This window comes from Planobispora longispora (assembly GCF_016863135.1).
In the GTDB taxonomy this organism is placed as follows: domain Bacteria; phylum Actinomycetota; class Actinomycetes; order Streptosporangiales; family Streptosporangiaceae; genus Planobispora; species Planobispora longispora.
Map to the genome: position 1 here is coordinate 1 of NZ_BOOH01000048.1, position 17,596 is coordinate 17,596.

The 17,596-nt window shown below is 71.2% G+C and carries 12 protein-coding genes; 4 read left to right on the forward strand and 8 right to left on the reverse strand.

Annotation, left to right across the window (positions count from 1 at the left end):
- On the forward strand, positions 1–204 hold a 204-nt coding region (locus Plo01_RS28490; RefSeq protein ID WP_239317237.1), incomplete at its 5' end, for a glycosyl hydrolase family 18 protein.
- 87 nt (positions 205–291) lie between these two features.
- Positions 292–1,452 carry a MalY/PatB family protein gene (locus tag Plo01_RS28495; RefSeq protein ID WP_239317239.1) on the forward strand — a complete coding sequence of 387 codons (1,161 nt, stop codon included), beginning with the start codon at positions 292–294 and terminating at the stop codon, positions 1,450–1,452.
- Between the two features lie 17 nt (positions 1,453–1,469).
- Here the strand turns inward: Plo01_RS28495 and Plo01_RS28500 are convergent, their stop codons facing one another.
- Complete coding sequence (locus Plo01_RS28500) at positions 1,470–2,564, reverse strand: hypothetical protein (RefSeq protein ID WP_203893799.1); 1,095 nt, start codon at positions 2,562–2,564, stop codon at positions 1,470–1,472.
- A gap of 153 nt (positions 2,565–2,717) precedes the next feature.
- Positions 2,718–5,186, reverse strand: a complete 2,469-nt coding sequence (gene leuS / locus Plo01_RS28505; RefSeq protein WP_203893931.1) for a leucine--tRNA ligase — start codon at positions 5,184–5,186, stop codon at positions 2,718–2,720.
- Between the two features lie 777 nt (positions 5,187–5,963).
- Between leuS and Plo01_RS28510 the strand changes: the two genes are divergently transcribed.
- On the forward strand, positions 5,964–7,373 hold the full coding sequence (locus tag Plo01_RS28510; protein WP_203893800.1) for a hypothetical protein: 1,410 nt from the start codon (positions 5,964–5,966) through the stop codon (positions 7,371–7,373).
- Between the two features lie 39 nt (positions 7,374–7,412).
- On the opposite strand, the gene Plo01_RS28515 is transcribed toward Plo01_RS28510, so the two are convergent.
- From Plo01_RS28515 to Plo01_RS28540, 6 genes are all read right to left on the reverse strand, one after another.
- Entirely contained in the window at positions 7,413–8,687 is a 1,275-nt protein-coding gene (locus Plo01_RS28515; protein ID WP_203893801.1) for a cytochrome P450, read from the reverse strand.
- Positions 8,688–8,733: 46 nt separating this feature from the next.
- Complete coding sequence (locus Plo01_RS28520) at positions 8,734–10,008, reverse strand: cytochrome P450 (protein WP_203893802.1); 1,275 nt, start codon at positions 10,006–10,008, stop codon at positions 8,734–8,736.
- Positions 10,009–10,047: 39 nt separating this feature from the next.
- Positions 10,048–10,899 carry an alpha/beta fold hydrolase gene (locus Plo01_RS28525; RefSeq protein ID WP_203893803.1) on the reverse strand — a complete coding sequence of 284 codons (852 nt, stop codon included), beginning with the start codon at positions 10,897–10,899 and terminating at the stop codon, positions 10,048–10,050.
- Positions 10,900–11,084: 185 nt separating this feature from the next.
- The gene (locus Plo01_RS28530) at positions 11,085–12,341 is read right to left on the reverse strand and encodes a cytochrome P450 (RefSeq protein WP_203893804.1); all 1,257 of its coding nucleotides are present in this window, start codon (positions 12,339–12,341) and stop codon (positions 11,085–11,087) included.
- A 132-nt stretch (positions 12,342–12,473) separates the two neighbouring features.
- The gene (locus Plo01_RS28535; RefSeq protein WP_203893805.1) at positions 12,474–14,009 is read right to left on the reverse strand and encodes an ankyrin repeat domain-containing protein; all 1,536 of its coding nucleotides are present in this window, start codon (positions 14,007–14,009) and stop codon (positions 12,474–12,476) included.
- A 260-nt stretch (positions 14,010–14,269) separates the two neighbouring features.
- Positions 14,270–15,865 (reverse strand): GMC family oxidoreductase, encoded by a 1,596-nt coding sequence (locus tag Plo01_RS28540; RefSeq protein WP_203893806.1) that lies wholly within the window; start codon positions 15,863–15,865, stop codon positions 14,270–14,272.
- Between the two features lie 176 nt (positions 15,866–16,041).
- Here Plo01_RS28540 and Plo01_RS28545 point away from each other — a divergent pair, with 176 nt between their 5' ends.
- Complete coding sequence (locus Plo01_RS28545; RefSeq protein WP_203893807.1) at positions 16,042–17,577, forward strand: long-chain-fatty-acid--CoA ligase; 1,536 nt, start codon at positions 16,042–16,044, stop codon at positions 17,575–17,577.
- Positions 17,578–17,596 lie beyond the last annotated feature (19 nt).

Genomic DNA, 17,596 nt, shown 5'->3' on the forward strand with positions numbered 1-17,596 from the left:
AGGTGCCCGGCTAACGGCACGGTCGCCGGCACGGCCTACGCCCACTGCGGCACCCAGTGGTGGAGCTACGACACCCCGGCCACCATCGGCGGGAAGATGGGCTACTCCAAGAACCAGGGTCTGGGCGGGGCGTTCTTCTGGGAGCTGAGCGGCGACACCTCCAACGGCGAGCTGATCAGCGCGATGAAGAACGGCCTCGGCTGATTCCCTAGGCATACCCCATTAGGCGACATGTCCTATTAAGCAAGACACAACTGACATCTCGGTCACCGTCCTCGTTAGGCTGGGGCGGTGACCGAGATCAATCCCCTGGACGCGCTGACACTGGAGGCTCTGGCATCGAGGGACGGGATCAAATGGTCCCTGCCCGGCCCCGGTGTGATCCCCGCCTGGATCGCCGACATGGATTTCCCGGTCGCCGCCGCGGTGCGCGAGGCCCTGACCCGCCGGGCCCACGGGGACCTCGGCTATCCCGGCTGGATCGAGCGGCCCGGCGGCCCGCTGGCCGTGGCCTTCGCCGAGCGGATGGAGAGCCGGTACGGCTGGCGCCCCGCCCCCGACCACGTGCGGTCCTTCACCGACATCAACCAGGCCCTCCAGGTGATCCTGCACCTCGCCACCCGGCCCGGGGACGAGGTGGCCGTGCACGTCCCGGCCTATCCCCCCTTCCTGGGAACCCTGGCCGAGATGAACCGGCCGGCGCTGCCGATCCCGATGGAGCCGGCCGGCGACTCCTGGGGGTTCGACACCGGCGCCCTGGCCGCCCGGCTCGCCGAGGGCCGCTGCCGCGCGCTTCTCCTGGTCAACCCGCAGAACCCGACCGGCCGCGCCTTCACCCGCGAGGAGCTGACCGGCCTGGCCGAGCTGGCCGAGCGCCACGACCTGCTGGTGATCTCCGACGAGATCCACGCCGACCTGGTCCACGCCCCCGGCGGGCACATCTCCTTCGCCACGCTGCTGCCGGAACGCACCGTCACGCTCACCTCCGCCACCAAGGCGTTCAACCTGGGCGGCATCCGCTGCTCGGTGGCCCATGTCGGCTCGCCCGCCCTGCGCGCGACCCTGGCCGCCCAGCCCGCCCACCTGTACGGCGCGGCGCACGTCTTCGGGGTCGAGGCGACCGTCGCGGCCTGGCGGCACGGCGACGAATGGCTGGCGGAGGCGATGGCGGTCCTCGACCGCAACCGCCGCATGATCGCCGAACGGCTTCCCGGCGGCGTCGGCTACCGGGTCCCCGACGCCACCTACCTGGCCTGGCTGGACCTGTCCGGGCTCGGGCTTCCGGAGGATCCCGCCGCTTTCCTGGAGCGCGAGGCCAGGGTCATGCTCAGCGCCGGCCCGCTGTTCGGCCCGGGCGGGGAGGGCTTCGCCCGGCTGAACTTCGCCACCTCCGGCCCGGTCCTGTCGGAGATCCTCGACCGGATCACGCGGGTCGCGAAGACGTCCTCCTGACCGTCCCCCCGCCCCGCTCAGGAGGTCGGTGTGGGAACCGGCAGGCGGCTGTCGACCGCCGTGGGGTCGGCGACCGCTTCCAGGTCGCGGGTGAGCAGCATCCGGTGCGCGAAGGAGGCCGGCGCGTCCGGGGCGAGGGTGAGGGTCGCGCGCAGGACCGTGAAGTTCCCGCTCACCACCTCGTCATGCTTGATCTCCTCGGCATGGTCCCCGTACAGCGTGCCCTGGGTGGTCGGGGCCGCCGTGGTGAGCTTTGCGGTGAACGCCTGTCTCACCGCGGGGATCGCGCCGCTCCGGGGCGCGACGCAGATCACGTTGACCGGCGTGTCGCCCGGGGACGCGGGACGGCGCAGCCCGACCCCGTAGAGGGCCACCGCCCCGGAGTTCTGCGGCACGGTGAGCACCGCGGTGACGACGTCGCCGAGGCAGTCGGCGACGGCGGCGTGCGAGGAGACGTCCGCGAGGGAACGATCGCCGCCGAGCACGGCGGAGACCGGCGCGGCGGCCGATCCCACGGCGACCGTGGAGCCGGTGACGACGACCTTGTTGAACTGGTTCACCAGGCCGAGATCGATCAGCGGTCCGTCCGGGTCGAGGGCGTGGTCGTCGGCGAGCGACAGGCCGTCGTGGTCTCCGATCTTGCCGGGTCTGCCGCCCAGCGCGGTCAGCTTGGCCCTGACCGCCTCGGCGTCCACGCCGCCGTCGATGCGGACCGCCGTGTCCGGCGGCACGCCGATCGAGACGGCGTGGTCGGCGGCGTAGGGGGCGATTCCGGTCCGCTCGGTGAGCGGCTGCCCCGCCCGGACCAGTTCGCCCAGGCCGTACCCGATGACGGACAGCCAGGTCTTGTCCCGCCCCGGCCCCTGATCGGTGGCGACGCCGATGTCCCGCCAGTGGGCCAGGTCGCCGTACTCGAAGTTGAGGGCGGCGGGCCCGTCTCCGGAGACCCCGGCCATCGCCGCCCGGAGCCCGGTCGCGGCGGGCGCGGAGGCCGTGGGGGTCCCGGAGCTCGCGGGGGCCGCCCGGGTCTCCTCGGGCCCGGGGTCGGCGCCGCCGGAGCAGCCCGTCATGACCAACCCGCCCGCCAGCAGGAACGCACCGATACGTCGCATGATGGCACCCTAAGCGGCATCCCGGCCGTTTCCCTTGCAACCGGCTGGGATGCCGGGCCTCGGTTCGGGGACCGCGACGGCCGGTGAACCGGCACGGCGGGAGGCGGGGGCCGGTCCGGCACGGACCGCGGGCCCCCGCCTCCCGCGATGGCGCTAGGGGACGATGTTGACCAGCTTCGGCGCGCGGACGATGACCTTGCGCGGCTCGCCGGACAGGAAGCCCTGGACCTTCTCCGAGGCCAGCGCCAGGGCCTTCAGGTCGGCCTCGGAGATGTCCGGGGAGACCTCCAGCCGGTCGCGGACCTTCCCTGCGACCTGCACGACGCAGGTGACGGCGTCCTCGACCAGCAGGGCGGGCTCGGCGACCGGCCAGCCGGCCGTGGCGACCGAGGCGGAGCGGCCCAGGCGCTCCCAGCCCTCCTCCGCGGTGTACGGCGCGACCAGCGACAGCATGACGGCCAGGGTCTCGGCGGCCTCGCGGACCGCCGGGTCGGCGGCGCCGGGGCCGGAGTCGATGGCCTTGCGGGCCGCGCTGGTCAGCTCCATCATGCGCGCCACCGCGACGTTGAACCGGTGGCCCTCGACCAGCTTGGTCACCTCGTCGACGGTCTTGTGGACCGTCTTGCGCAGGCTCAGGTCACCGGCGGCGAAGTCCGCCCCGGGGGCGGAGGCGGCCCCGGCCTCCACCATGACGCGGAAGGCACGGGCCAGGAACTTCTGCGAGGCGGCGGGCGAGACGTCGGCCCAGTCGATGTCGTCCTCGGGCGGGCCGGCGAAGATCATGGTCAGCCGGACGGCGTCCACGCCGAAGGCGTCGATCTGCTGGCCCAGGTCCACACCGTTGCCCAGGGACTTGGACATCGCCTTGCCCTGGTTGATGACCTGGCCCTGGTTCAGCAGCCGGGCGAAGGGCTCGGTGAAGTCGACCATGCCCATGTCGTGCAGGACCTTGGTGAAGAACCGGGAGTACAGCAGGTGCAGGATGGCATGCTCGACACCGCCGACGTACTGGTCGATCGGGCCCCACTGGCGGACCTTCTCGACGTCGAACGGGCCGTCCTCGTAGTCGGGGTCGACGTAGCGCAGGTAGTACCACGAGGAGTCGACGAAGGTGTCCATGGTGTCGGTGTCGCGCCTGGCGGCTCCGCCGCACTTGGGACACTCCACGCTCACCCAGTCCTCGGCCGAGGCCAGCGGGGAGACGCCCTTGGGCGCCAGGGCCTCGCCGCGCAGGTCGGGCAGGGCGACCGGCAGCCGCTCGTCCGGGACGGGGACCTCACCGCAGTCGGGGCAGTGGATGATCGGGATCGGGCAGCCCCAGAAGCGCTGGCGGGACAGCAGCCAGTCGCGCAGCCGGTAGTTGACCGCCGCCTTGCCGGTGCCCCGCTCGCCCAGGATCTCGATGATCTTCCGGATCGCGGCGGCCTTGTCCAGACCGTCCAGCGGGCCGGAGTTGACCAGGGCGCCGTCGCCGGGGGTCGCCACGCCGGTCTCGCCCGGGTCGGCCAGGCCGGTGTGCACCACGACCCGGACCGGCAGGTCGAAGGCGCGGGCGAAGTCCAGGTCGCGCTGGTCGTGCGCGGGTACGGCCATGATGGCGCCGTGCCCGTAGTCGGACAGCACGTAGTCGGCCGCCCAGACCGGCATGCGCTCGCCGTTGACCGGGTTGACGGCGTACCGGCCCAGGAAGACGCCGGTCTTCTCCTTCTCGGTGGACAGCCGGTCGATGTCCGACAGCTTGGCCACCTCGGCACGATAGGCCTCGAAGGCCGCCCGCTGCCCGTCGGAGACGATCTCGGCGGCCAGCGGGGCGTCCGGGGCGACCACGAAGAAGGTCGCGCCGTACAGCGTGTCGGGGCGGGTGGTGTAGACCGTGACCGGCTCGTCGCGGCCCTCGATCACGAAGTCGACGTCGGCGCCCTCCGAGCGGCCGATCCAGTTGCGCTGCATGCTCAGCACGCGCTCCGGCCAGCCGCCTTCCAGCTGGACCATGTCGTCCAGCAGCCGGTCGGCGTATTCAGTGATCTTGAAGTACCACTGGGTCAGCTCACGGCGGACCACCTCGGCCCCGCAGCGCTCGCACCGGCCGCCGACGACCTGCTCGTTGGCCAGCACCGTCTGGTCGTTGGGGCACCAGTTGACCAGACCGCCCTTGCGGTAGGCCAGGCCGCGCTCGAAGAAGCGCAGGAACAGCCACTGGGTCCAGCGGTAGTACTCCGGGTCGCTGGTGTGCAGGCGGGTGGACCAGTCGAAGGAGACGCCGTACCGCTTGAAGGAGGCGGCCTGGGTCTCGATGTTGGCGTAGGTCCACTCGGCCGGGTGGGCGTTGCGCTTGATCGCGGCGTTCTCGGCCGGCAGGCCGAAGGAGTCCCAGCCGACCGGGTGCAGGACGTTGTAGCCCTTCTGCACCCAGTAACGCGCCACGACGTCGCCGATGCCGAACGCCTCGGCGTGCCCCATGTGCAGGTCGCCCGAGGGATAGGAGAACATGTCGAGCATGTAGCGCTTCTCGCGGGTGTCGGCGGGGTCGCCCGCGGCCCGGAAGGGGTCCAGCTCCTCCCACCGGCGTACCCACTTGGCCTGCAGCGCCTGCGGGTCGTAGTGCTGCTCGTCGCTCTGCATGTCGGCTCGCTCGCTCACGTTTTCTTCCCTCGGTGTCCGTCCGCACAGATGATCTGGATCATCCGACCCAATAGAAAAACCCTCCGCTCAGGCGAAGGGCAGCCGCACCGGTGGGGCGTCTAGCGCCGGGAAGGCCGGTGCGGCCCGGTAAGCAGCAGGGTCGCGGCACGCATATGCAAAGCCTATCGCAGTCCGCAACGCTTTTCATGAACGCCGGACGCGGCCGGTACGGGGACGGCCCGGCCGAATCCGGGACGCCGGAGCCGGAGGGTCGGCACAATGGTGGGACGTCACGTGCGGAACGGCCGGCGCCCCGGGCCGGTAGATCCGCTGTGACCTCGACCGTCCCTCCCGTTTACCCTTTTCACCGTGGCACACTCAGCAGCGCCGGGGCAGGGCCCTGATCCCGGGGAGACGGGCCTGCCGATGCAGGATCCTCCGACCGATCCCACTGGACTTCAGTTCAGGGGGGCGTTCTCCCGTTTCCCTGCCGATCCCCCCGCCTCACATGAGAGCATGCCGAATACTCCCAATTCGGGCACCCATACGAGAGGTAAGGAACCCATGGCCCCGGATGATTCCAGCCGGCCCCACTTGCCTCCGGCATGGGCATCGACTCCCGAACCCCCGCCGGCCTGGGCGAACGACCCGCTCGGAACGGGTGGCACCGGCCCCCGCCTCCCCCTCCCCCCGCAGGGCCCCGCCTCCGGCGGCACCGATCCGCGGCTCCCGCTCCCGCCCCAGGGATCCGTCCCGGGCAACCGCTCGTGGCAGCAGATGTTCGAGACGCAGTCCTCCACCCCGGCGACCCCTCCTCCCGCCTCCCCGGCTCCCGGCCCGCAGGCCGGCGGCGGTTCGCCGTACGGCGCGCCCGGCCAGGGCAGCTGGCCGCCCGTGCCCGCGGCCCCGGCCCGGGGGCCGGAGAACGGCGGATGGGGCCCGTCCGCCGACCCCTTCGCCAAGCCCGACCCGCTGACGTCGGCCGATCCCTTCGCCAGGCATGACCCGCTGACGTCGGCCGACCCGTTCACCAAGCCCGACCCGCTGACGTCGGCCGATCCGTTCGCCAGGCATGACCCGCTGACGTCGGCCGACCCGTTCGCCCGGTCCACGCCCTTCGCCCAGACCTCGACCTTCAGCGTCCCCGCGCCCGCCGGCACGGGCCGCCCCGGCGACGGCGGGCACCCGGGCAACGGCGCACCGATCGGGAACGGCGGACCGGCCGGAAACGGCGGGCACCCGGGCGGCGGCGACCGGCCCGGCCAGGGGCGCCCGCAGTCCCCGCAGCTCCCGCCGGGCGGCCACCTGAGCCGCGACCCGTCCGACCCCAACCGGCCGTTCGTCACCGCCGGCCAGATCAGCGGACCCAAGACTCCGCCGCCGGAGCGCCAGCAGGAGCTGTGGAACACCGTCTTCGGCGACAACTACCAGGCCATCGGCGACGAGAACGAGCTGGAGGAGGCCGGCAGGCCGGTCTGGGTCTTCGCCCTCGCCGGGTCCGCGGTGATCGCGCTGGTCGCCGCGCTGATCTGGGCCTTCCTGGCCGGCCCCCTGGCCTCCGCCGACGAGACCACCGAGCCGGTGTCCGAGGCCAAGCCCTCCGCCGCGCCGAAGAAGACCGCCAAGCCGAAGATCGGCCGTCTGCCGAGCTATCCGGGCGAGGGCTCGCCGGTCGCCGGCACCCTCACCGACGCCGGCTCCGCCCTCTCCCTCGCCCGGCTCGGCGCTCCGTGGCGGCAGGACACCCGTCCGACGATGCCCACGACGTACGGCTTCAACACCCGCCAGTACACCCTCACGGGCCAGGACTCGAACGGCAAGAACCAGTACGCCCAGGTGCTCTCCGGGCCGCTCTCGCCCCGGCTGCAGAAGCACTACGCCTCGCCGGAGAACCTGGCGCCGGTGATCAACGCGGTGGCGAACGCCGCGCGCAACAAGTTCTTCCCCGAGGGCAACAAGGCCAGCAAGGTCGCCCAGCAGACCCTGAAGGTCGGCGACCTCCCGGCCCAGCTGGCCGCCTACGAGATCACCTCGGGCATGGACAAGACCACCATCGTCGTGGCGGCCGTGAGCACCGGCGCCGACCTGCCGTCGATCGTCTACATGTCGGTGCCGGCGAGCGCCACGGAGCTGCTGCCCGACATCAACACCGTCTTCAAGTCGATCAAGGCGGCCGCCGCCGGGTGAGGCCCGGGGACGGGCCGGGAGCGGCGCTCCGCCGGCCCGTCAGAAGCGGCACTCCATGTGCTTGATGCCGTTGATGAAGCTGGAGTAGAGCCGCTCGGGGCTGCCGCCCTCGATCTGGGGCACGCGGCGCAGCAGCTCGCGGAACATCACCGTGATCTCGCGGCGGGCCAGGTGGGCGCCCAGGCAGAAGTGCGGGCCGGGGCCGCCGAAGCCCACGTGCGGGCCCTCGGTGCGCAGGATGTCGAAGCGGAGCGGGTCGGTGAAGACCGCCTCGTCCCGGTTCGCCGACCAGTAGTAGAGGACGACCTTCTCGCCCTCGCGGTAGAGGGTGCCGTTCATCTCGTGGTCGCGGGTGAGCTTGCGCCGCATGAAGTTCACCGGGGCGGCCAGCCGGACGATCTCCTCGACCGCGCCCGGGGCGTGGCCGTCGATGTCGGAGAGCCAGAGCGCGCGCTGGTCGGGGTTGCGGGTCAGCAGGCGCAGGCCGTACGAGATGGCGTTGCGGGTGGTCTCGTTGCCGGCCACCACCAGCAGGATGAAGAACGAGCCCAGCTCCTGGGCGGTGAGGTTCTCCCCGTCGATGTTGGCGTTGACCAGGGACGAGGTGAGGTCGTCGGTGGGGTGCTCGGCGCGGTGGGCGGCGAGGTCCTGGACGAGCTGGTTGAGCTCCAGGCCGGCGGTCAGCAACCTCTCGGCGATCTTGGTCATGTCGTCGCCGCCGTACTCGGGGTCGAAGCCGCCGAGGATGATGTTCGACCGGTCGAAGACGAAGCCGTAGTCCTTCTCCGGGATGCCCATCATGTCGCAGATGATCTTCAAGGGCAGCCGGGCGGCGACCTCGGCGACGAAGTCGCAGCCCGGCCCCTTGGCGAGAAGGTCGTCGACGATCTTCGAGGCCGCCGCGTCGACGTCGGCCTCGAACTGTTTGATCATCTTCGGGGTGAACGCCCGGGAGACGATCCGGCGCAGCCGCGCGTGCCGGGGGTCGTCCATGTTGATCATCGAGCCGAAGTACTCGGTGAACTCCGGCGGCATGTCCGGGATGTTGGTGGCGCCGCCGTCCCCGGAGCAGAAGACCTCCGGGTGCCGGCTGGCCTCCAGGATGTCGGCGTGCCGGACCAGCGCGTGGTAGCCCGGCCCCGGCGGGGCGAAGTCGATCTCCGGCTCCCGGTAGAAGACCGGGCGCTCCAGGCCCCGCAGGAGCTGGAAGGCGTGCTCCCGCTCGCGCATGGGCCTGGCCCAGAAGTCGTAGTCCGACAGGTCGAAGTCGGCGACGGAGACGATCGGCCTCCGCTCGGCTGGCGTCACGCTCATGACATCGATCCTTTGCGGAAGCAACCACTTACGTCAATGGGATGATTCAGAACTCGCAGGTCAGATGCTTGATACCGTTGATGAAGCTGGAGCGCAGGCGGTCGGGCTCGCCGACGGAGCGGATCTGCGGGAGCCGGGTGAACAGCTCGCGGAACATCACGGCGATCTCGCGGCGGGCCAGGTGGGCGCCCAGGCAGAAGTGCGGGCCGGGGCCGCCGAAGCCCACGTGCGGGCCCTCGGTGCGCAGGATGTCGAAGCGGTAGGGGTCGGTGAAGACGTCCTCGTCCCGGTTGGCGGCCCAGTAGAAGAGCAGCACCTTGTCACCCTCGCGGTAGAGGGTGCCGTTCATCTCGTGGTCGCGGGTGACCGTACGGCGCATCCACGCGACCGGCGAGGCCAGCCGGACGATCTCCTCGACCGCCCCGCCGATGCGGCCCTCGAAGTCCGACAGCAGCAGCTCCCGCTGGTCCGGGTTCTCGGTGAACAGGTGCAGGCCGTGGGAGATGGCGTTGCGGGTGGTCTCGTTGCCGGCCACCACCAGCAGGATGAAGAACGAGCCCAGCTCCTGCATCGTCAGCTTCTCGCCGTCGATGTTGGCCCTGGTCAGCGCGGCGATGAGGGTGTCGTCGGCCAGGGTGTCCGAACCGGCCAGGGAGGTGACCAGGTCCTGAAGGCGCTGACCGGCGCCCAGCAGCAGTTCGGCGGCCTTGCTGACGTCCTCGATGAACTCCGGGTCGCCGCCGGAGAGGATGACGTTCGAGGCGTCGAAGACCGTCCGGTAGTGCTCCTCGGGGATGCCCATCATGTCGCAGATGATCTTCAGGGGCAGCCGGGCGGCGACCTCGGCGACGAAGTCCCCGCCCGGCCCCCTGGCGATGAGGTCGTCGACGATGCGGGTGGCCTCGGTCTGGACGTCGTCCTCGAACTGTTTGATCATCTTCGGGGTGAACGCCCGGGAGACGATCCGGCGCAGCCGCGCGTGGCGGGGGTCGTCCATGTTGATCATCGAGCCGAAGTACTCGTTGAACTCGACCGGCAGGTCCTGGACGCTCGTCGCGCTCCGGCCCGAGCAGAAGACCTCGGGGTTCCGGCTGGCCTCGACGATGTCGGCGTGCCGGACCAGCGCGCGGTAACCGGGGCCCGGCGGGGCGAAGGGGACCTCCGGCTCGGCGAAGTGGACCGGCCCCGGCTGCGCGCGGAGCACGGCGAAGGCCGCCTCCCGCTCGGCCATCGGCCGCTCCCAGAACGTGATGTCGGACAGGTCGATCTCCGACAGCGGGATCTGCAGTCCGGGCTCCGAAACCGTCACGCCAGCCTCCATTAGAACCGAGTTCGGTTTCTTGCCGATCCTGCCATACGGTCACCGTCCCAACCAGCCCAGAATCAGCGCGTTCACCTCTTTGGGCCGCTCCAGGTGCAGGAAGTGACCGGCGTCGGGAACACGTTCCAGCCGGGAGCCCGACGACAGGAAGGCCGGGGCCGTCACGGCCAGGCCCGGATCCAGGCAGCCGTCGCGCTCCCCGTGCAGATAGAGGATCGGCACCTCCCCGACACCGGCGTTCTGCTCGGCGGCGTAGCGGCCGGTCGGCGGCACGGCGCCGAGCATGGCCCGGTAGTAGCCGATCGCGGCGGCCAGGTTGGCTGGGTCGGCCAGGCTCCGCCGTACCTCCGCGACGTCCCACGCGGCGTCGTAGCCCGGCGACCAGTCTCGCCAGAGCCCTTCGACGAACCCCTCCTTGGCGGCGACCATCTCGGCCAGAGGAGTCTGGAACAGGAAGATATAGAAGGAGCGCTTGAGCTGCTCGTAGTCGAAGAAGGCCGAGACCATCGCGGCCGGCGGGGGCACCGCCATGGCGACCCCCTTCCGCCAGCGCTCCGGGGCGAAGGCGGTGGCGCCGTACACCGGGAACGCGCCCCAGTCGTGCCCGATGAGCACCGCGTCGCCGTCGCCGCCGAGCGCCTCGTGCAGGGCGCAGGCGTCGGCGACCAGCGCCCCGGGCTCGTAGGCCCCGTCGGCGGGGATCGAGGTGGGCGCGTAGCCGCGCATGAACGGCGCGACCGCCCGGTAGCCGCGATCGGCCAGCGCGGGCAGGAGGTGCCGCCAGGTGTGCGCGGTGTCGGGGAAACCGTGCAGGCAGAGCGCGAGCGGCCCCTGCCCCATCTCCAGATAGCCGAAGTCGATCTCGTTGGCCGTGACCGTCCTGATCTCCATGCCCGCGAACCTAGCACTAGCTTGGCACCGTACGGCGGGCACGCTCCCCCAACCATCACTCTTTCGACGTCGTCGCCGTGGCGGAACGGCCGGAGGGACGCGGTCTCGCCGATCCCCAGGTGCTGGAACTGGCGATCGGGGAGCTGCGCTGCCTGCTCACCGAGAACGTGGGTGATGCCGTCCGGTCAGGTCGCGTAGGGCAGGTGCTTGATGCCGTTGATGAAGTTGGACAGCAGGTAGTCGGGTTCGCCGGTGGAGCGGATCTCCGGCAGGCGGGTGAACAGCTCGCGGAACATCACGGTGATCTCACGGCGGGCCAGGTGGGCGCCGAGGCAGTAGTGCGGGCCGGGGCCGCCGAAGCCGACGTGCGGGTTGGGGTGGCGGGTGATGTCGAAGGCGTCGGGATCGGCGAAGACGGCCTCGTCGCGGTTGGCGGAGTTGTAGAAGAGCAGGACCTTGTCGCCCTTGCGGTAGTCCATGCCGTTCATCGTGTGGTCGCGGGTGAGCGTGCGGCGGAACTGGATCACCGGCGTGGAGTAACGGATGATCTCCTCGACCGCCCCGCCGATGCGGCCCTCGAAGTCCGACAGCAGCAGCTCCCGCTGCCCGGGGTGGTCGGTGAGCAGTTTCAGCCCGTGGGAGATGGCGTTGCGGGTGGTCTCGCTCCCGGCGACCACGAGCAGGATGAAGAACGAGCCCAGCTCCTGGGGCGTCAGCGACTCCTCGCCGTTGACCAGGAGGCTGGTCAGGTCGCCGGTGGAGTTACCCCGGCGCTCGCGGCCGAGCCGGGCGGCCAGGTGGTTGAGCGAGCGCCCGGCGTTCATCAGCTTGACCAGGCCGCGGGCCACGTTCCAGCGCTTGAACTCGGGCTCGATGCCGGTGTACTCGGAATCGGCGTTGCCCAGGATGATGTTGGTCGCCCGGAGCACCCGGTCATGAAATTTCGGGGGGATTCCCATCATGTCGCAGATGACCTGGACCGGGAGCCGGGCCGCGATCTGGGTCACGAAGTCACCGGGGCCGTCCGCGATCGCCTCGTCCACGATCCGGGTGGCCGCCCGCTGGAGGTCCTCCTCCATCTTGGACAGGATCCGTGGCGTGAACGCCCGGGAGACGATCCGGCGCAGCCGCGCGTGCCGGGGATCGTCCATATTGATCATCGAGCCGAAGTAGACCGCCAGCCACCGGGGCATGTCCACGATGCTGTTGGCCGTCGGCTCGCTGCTGAAGATCCCGGCGTTCCTGCTGGCCTCGGAGACGTCCGCGTGCCGCACCAGCGCGTAGTAGCCGGGCCCGTGCCCGACGAAGGGAACCTTGTTCTCCTTGACGAACACAGGCCGGTCCAACTCGCGGAGGCGCCGGAAGGCGTCCGCGCGCTCCGCCTGCGGGAGGGCCCAGAACGGGATCTGCGACAGGTCGATATCCGCCACGCTCACGGTCATTAACCCAGATTTGAGCAAGTGCTCACTTACGTCAAGTGTGAGCCGCGACACACCGCCCGCAGGCTGTCCGAGGTCTCCCGACCTGATGGCCGGTCACCGCAGCCGCAAGCGTGCGAGGTGACCGCGCCGCGCTCACTCGACGCCCGGCGGGGGCGCGGTGACGGGTTCGAGCAGCGCGGCGGCCGCCGGCCGGTGCAGGTGCCTGGCCCAGTCCAGCGGGGTCGCGTCGAAGCGCTGATCGCGGAGGCCGGGATCGGCGCCCAGGTCCAGCAGCCGGCGGATGAGCTCGACGTCGCCGTTCGCGGCGCCGTGATGCAGCGCCGTCTCCCAGGCCTCTTCGACCGGCGCATCACCGCGCCCGTAGGCGTTCACGTCGAAGCCGAGCTCTGCCAGCAATGTGACCGCCTCGACGGAAGCCTGGGCCGCGGCCCACACGATGAGCCCGGGACGGCGGCGGCGGGCTTCCGCCACGGCGTCGGGATGCTCGGCGCGGACGCGGTTCAGCGCGGACCGGTCGGCGCGGAGTGCCCCGGCGATCAGCTCACGCACCGGGTCGGGGCCGGGCGGCGCGGCCCCCTGGGCGAGGAGATATCCGGCGATCTCGGTGTCGCCGTTCAGCTGGGCCAGCTCGACCGGCGTCTGACCGTCGCCGGGACTCCACGGGGGCCCGTCACCCTCGAACGGCGAGCGGAAGTCGACGCCGTGCTCGACCAGGAGCCGCACCCGGGCGGGCTGGTGGTGCTCGACCGCCCAGCGCAACTGGACGCGCAGCAGCTTCGCAGGCTCGCCGAGCTCCTCGATCCGCCTCTTCCACGGGCCGCCCTCCCCGGTGCCGAGCCCGTAGGCGAACAGCAACTCCAGGTGCGAGTCGTCCGGCTCGAACATCCGGTTGTACAGAGTCTGGGCGTCGTTGGGATCGGCGCCCGCGTCGAGCAGCAACCGGCCCAGCGCCCGCCAGTGGGGGTGCGGAGGCTGGCGCCGCCGGCCCAGCTCGCCGTGGCCGAACACCCCCGTCAGCAACGTGAACGGCGACGGCAGGGCGTCGAAGAGGTAGCCCTCGTTGGGGTCCGCGCCGGCGCCGAGCAGTTGCCGGGCGACCGCGAGAACCCGCTCGGCCGGCACGGCAGGGTCGAATCGCGAGTAGACGAGATAGTAGAGCGGTCGCCAGCGGAACGGGCCGCCCCGCTCCGCCGCCCGCCGCGGCTGCTCGGCGAGCAGCCGGCCGACGTCATCCGGGCGGGCGGCGGCCGCGGCGGCCCAGATGTCCCCCGTGGTCAGGCCGGGGTGCCGGGCGAGCAGTTCACGGGCTCGCGCCCAGCGCGCCGGTCCGTCCTCGCGGCTGTACGTCAGGCAGGCGAGGCGGCAGAACTCCTCCGCCGGGTCGGCCGCGGGCGCCGCGCCGAGCCGGGTGTCCCAGCCGTGTTCGGCCGCGGTTTCCAGGTACCGCGTGAGCCGGGGCCAGCTGGCGAACCCGTATTCGCGGGCGACGACGAACTGCGCCGCGCTGAGCCGGAAGCCGCCGACGTCGTCCGGCACTCCACCGGGATGATGGCGGGCCAGCCGCGCGACGGCGTCGGGGTCCCCGGCCCGAACGGACCGCTGCAGGGCACGGGCCTGGCGGCGGAAGCGGTCGAGGTGGGGGTGGTCGGGCATGCCCAGGGTCGGCACAACGGCCTCCTCTCGTCTGCCTGATGTCCGCTTGGTCAGGCCGAAAGGAGAACGATGGTGACACGTGGTGCGCACGCCAGGTGGGCTGAGCCCATTCCCGCGGACCGGAGGCGTCCTGAAGCCACCGTCATTATATCCGGATGGTCCGGTCACGGGGGTGGCGAGCACGCATGGGGCTCTTCCCGACGACGTCCGGCACGGAGGCCGCACGGCTCCGCCCGGGAGGCCGTACGGTTCGCTCAGGGGGCGGTACGGTTCGCTCAGGGGGCGGTACGGTCCGCCGTGATCAGGTCGGCCGCCTTCTCGCCGATCATCACGGCCGGGGCGTGCGTGTGCCCCCGGTTGATGACCGGCATGATCGACACGTCCGCGACGCGGAGCCCGGCGATCCCCCGCACCCGCAGCGCGGGATCGACCACCGACCCCGCGTCGACGCCCATCCGGCAGGTGCCGACCGGATGGTAGAGGGTCTCGCTGCGCTCACGGATCCAGCGGGCGAGTTCCTCGTCGCTCTCCGGCCCCCAGTACGGGTCCATCGGCGGGCCGGCGAACGGCTTCAGCGCCTCGGTGGCGAACAGCTCCTTCGCCTTACGCAACCCGGCGACCTGCCGCCGGAGGTCGGCCTCGGCCGTCAGGTAGCCGGGGTCGATCGTCGCCTCCCGGCCGTTGAGGGAGATCCGGCCCCTGCTCTCGGGCTGGAGCAGGATCGAGGCGATGGTCAGGCCGTGCCCGGACGGAGGCGTCATGCCGTGGTCGATGAACGGGCCCGGCGCGAAGATCAGCTCGATGTCGGGGGCGGGCTCGTCCGGGCCGGTGCGGATGAAGGCCACGGCCTCGCCGACGTTGGAGGTGAGCATGCCGCGCCCGCGCGTCAGGAAGCGCAGCAGGTTGGCCGTGGAGTCGGCGCCGGCGAGCGTGACCGGCCGGGGGCAGTTCAGGATGACCCCCGAGGCCAGGTGGTCCTGGAGGTTCCGGCCGACCTCGGGCAGGTCGCAGACCGGCTCGACGCCCTGCGCCCGCAGTTCGTCGGCGGGCCCGACACCGGAGAGCATCAGCAGGTGCGGGGAGCCGATCGCGCCGGCCGAGAGGATCACCTCCCGGGTCGCGCGGGCCACCGCGCCGGCGGCGGAGGCGGCCCCACCGCCCGGACCGCCGTCCGGGCCGTGGCCGTACTCCACGCCGATCGCGCGGCCGTCCTCGACGATGATCCTGCGCACGTGCGCGGCGGTGACCACGGAGAGGTTGGGACGTTTCATCGCGGGCCGCAGGTAGGCGTCGGCGGCGCTCCAGCGGCGGCCCCGGTGCTGGGTGACGGGCGTGGGGCAGTACCCCTCGTTGGAGGGTCCGTTCAGCTCGTCCAGCCGGGTCAGACCGAGCTCCTCGCAGGCCGTCAGGAACGCGGTGGTGGTGATGTTGGGGCTGCGCAGCTCGGAGATGTAGATCGGGCCGTCGGCGCCGTACACGCCGCCGCGGTTGCTGCCGACGCGGCGCTCGGCCCGCTGGAAGTACGGCAGGACCTCCTCGTAGGACCAGCCGGGCACGTCCCAGCCGTCGTAGTCGGCCCGGTGCCCGCGCACCCACATCTGGGCGTTGAGAGAGGAGGACCCGCCGAGCACCCGGCCGCGCGGCCAGTAGAGCTCCCGGCCGGACATCTCGGTCTGCTTGGCGGTGGTGAAGTCCCAGTCGTACTCGGTCTTGAACAGCTTGGCGAACCCGACCGGCATCCGGATCTCCAGCTTCCGGTCCGATCCGCCCGCCTCCAGCAGGAGAACCCTCACTCCCGGATCGGCCGACAGGCGGCCGGCGAGGACGCACCCCGCCGACCCGGCGCCTACGATCACGTAGTCGTAGTCCATGTTCCACTGACCCTTCCTCACGAGGTCGGTCAGCTCGCCTCCCCCGTAAGCGGGCTCTTACCTGCATACTTCCGGTGGTTATCCCTGTCAATTCGTGACCTGGGCTACCTACCGGTCGGTATGCTCCCCCTGTAAGGATGGAGCCGTCAGAGTTTGTTCGGACGGAGGACCCATCCATGCTCAACCTGTCGATCGTGCTGGAGGACAGCGCCCGGGAGGCCCCTGACCGCGCCGCACTCGTCTTCGGCGAGTTGCGCGTGCCGTACTCCCTGGTCAACACCGTCGCGAACCAGGTTGCCAACCTGCTGGTATCCCGGGGGATCGGCAAGGGGGACAAGGTCGCGCTGGCCTGTCCGAACCTGCCGTACTTCCCGTTCGTCTACTACGGCATCCTCAAGGCCGGAGCGACGGTCGTCCCGCTCAACGTGCTGCTGCAGTCCCGGGAGATCACCTACCACCTGGAGGACTCCGAGGCCAAGGCGCTGTTCTGCTTCGAGGGCTCCCCCGAGCTGCCGCTGGGCGAGCGGGGCAGGGCGGGCTTCGAGGGCGCCGCGGGGACGGAGCACTTCTTCGTCCTGCCGGCCACCGCGTTCGCCACCGAGTCGGAGTACGGCGAGACCATCTGGGCGGCGCTGGACGGCGTCTCCGCGGAGTTCGAGACGGTGCAGACCGCACCCGACGACACCGCGGTGATCCTCTACACCAGCGGCACCACCGGCCGTCCCAAGGGCGCCGAGCTGACCCACATGAACATGCTCGTCAACGCCATGGTCTCGGACGAGATGTACCCGCGGGCCGAGGGCGGCGACGCCTACCTCGCGGTGCTGCCGCTGTTCCACTCCTTCGGACAGACCGTGGTGATGAACGCCGGCTTCCGCCGCCGCGCCACCCTCGTCCTGATGCCGCGCTTCGAGCCGGGCCCCGCGCTGGAGCTGATGCGCAGGGAGAACGTGACGCTGTTCGCGGGCGTGCCGACCATGTACTGGGCCATGCTCACGAAGATCCACGCCGACGGCGACGAGGTGCCCACCTCGCTCGCGACCGCGGTGGCCGGCGGCGCCTCCTCCCCGGTCGAGGTGCTCAAGGACTTCGAGACGACCTTCGGCGTCGGCATCCTGGAGGGCTACGGCCTGTCCGAGACCTCTCCGGTGGCCAGCTTCAACCAGCTGGGCAAGCCCGCCAAGCCGGGCACCATCGGCACGCCGATCTGGGGCGTGGAGATGAAGCTCATCGACAACGACTGGAACACGGTCGAGGGCGAGGGCCCCGGTGAGATCGCCATCCGCGGCCACAACGTGATGAAGGGCTACTACAACCGGCCCGAGGCGACCGCCGAGGTCATGCGGGACGGCTGGTTCCGCACCGGTGACATCGCCACCCGCGACGCGGACGGCTACTACGCGATCATCGACCGCGCCAAGGACATGATCATCCGTGGTGGATTCAACGTCTACCCGCGCGAGCTCGAAGAGGTCCTGATGACCCACCCGGAGGTCTCCCTCGCCGCGGTGGTCGGGGTTCCCCACGACTCGCACGGCGAGGAGGTCAAGGCCTACGTCATCCGCACGCCCGGGGCGGCCCTCACCGAGGAGCAGCTGGTCGGCTGGTGCAAGGAGAACATGGCGGCCTACAAGTACCCCCGCATCGTCGAGTTCCGCGACGCCCTGCCGATGACCGCCACCGGCAAGATCCTCAAGCGCGAGCTCCGGTAACGGGCGCCCGGTTCCCCGC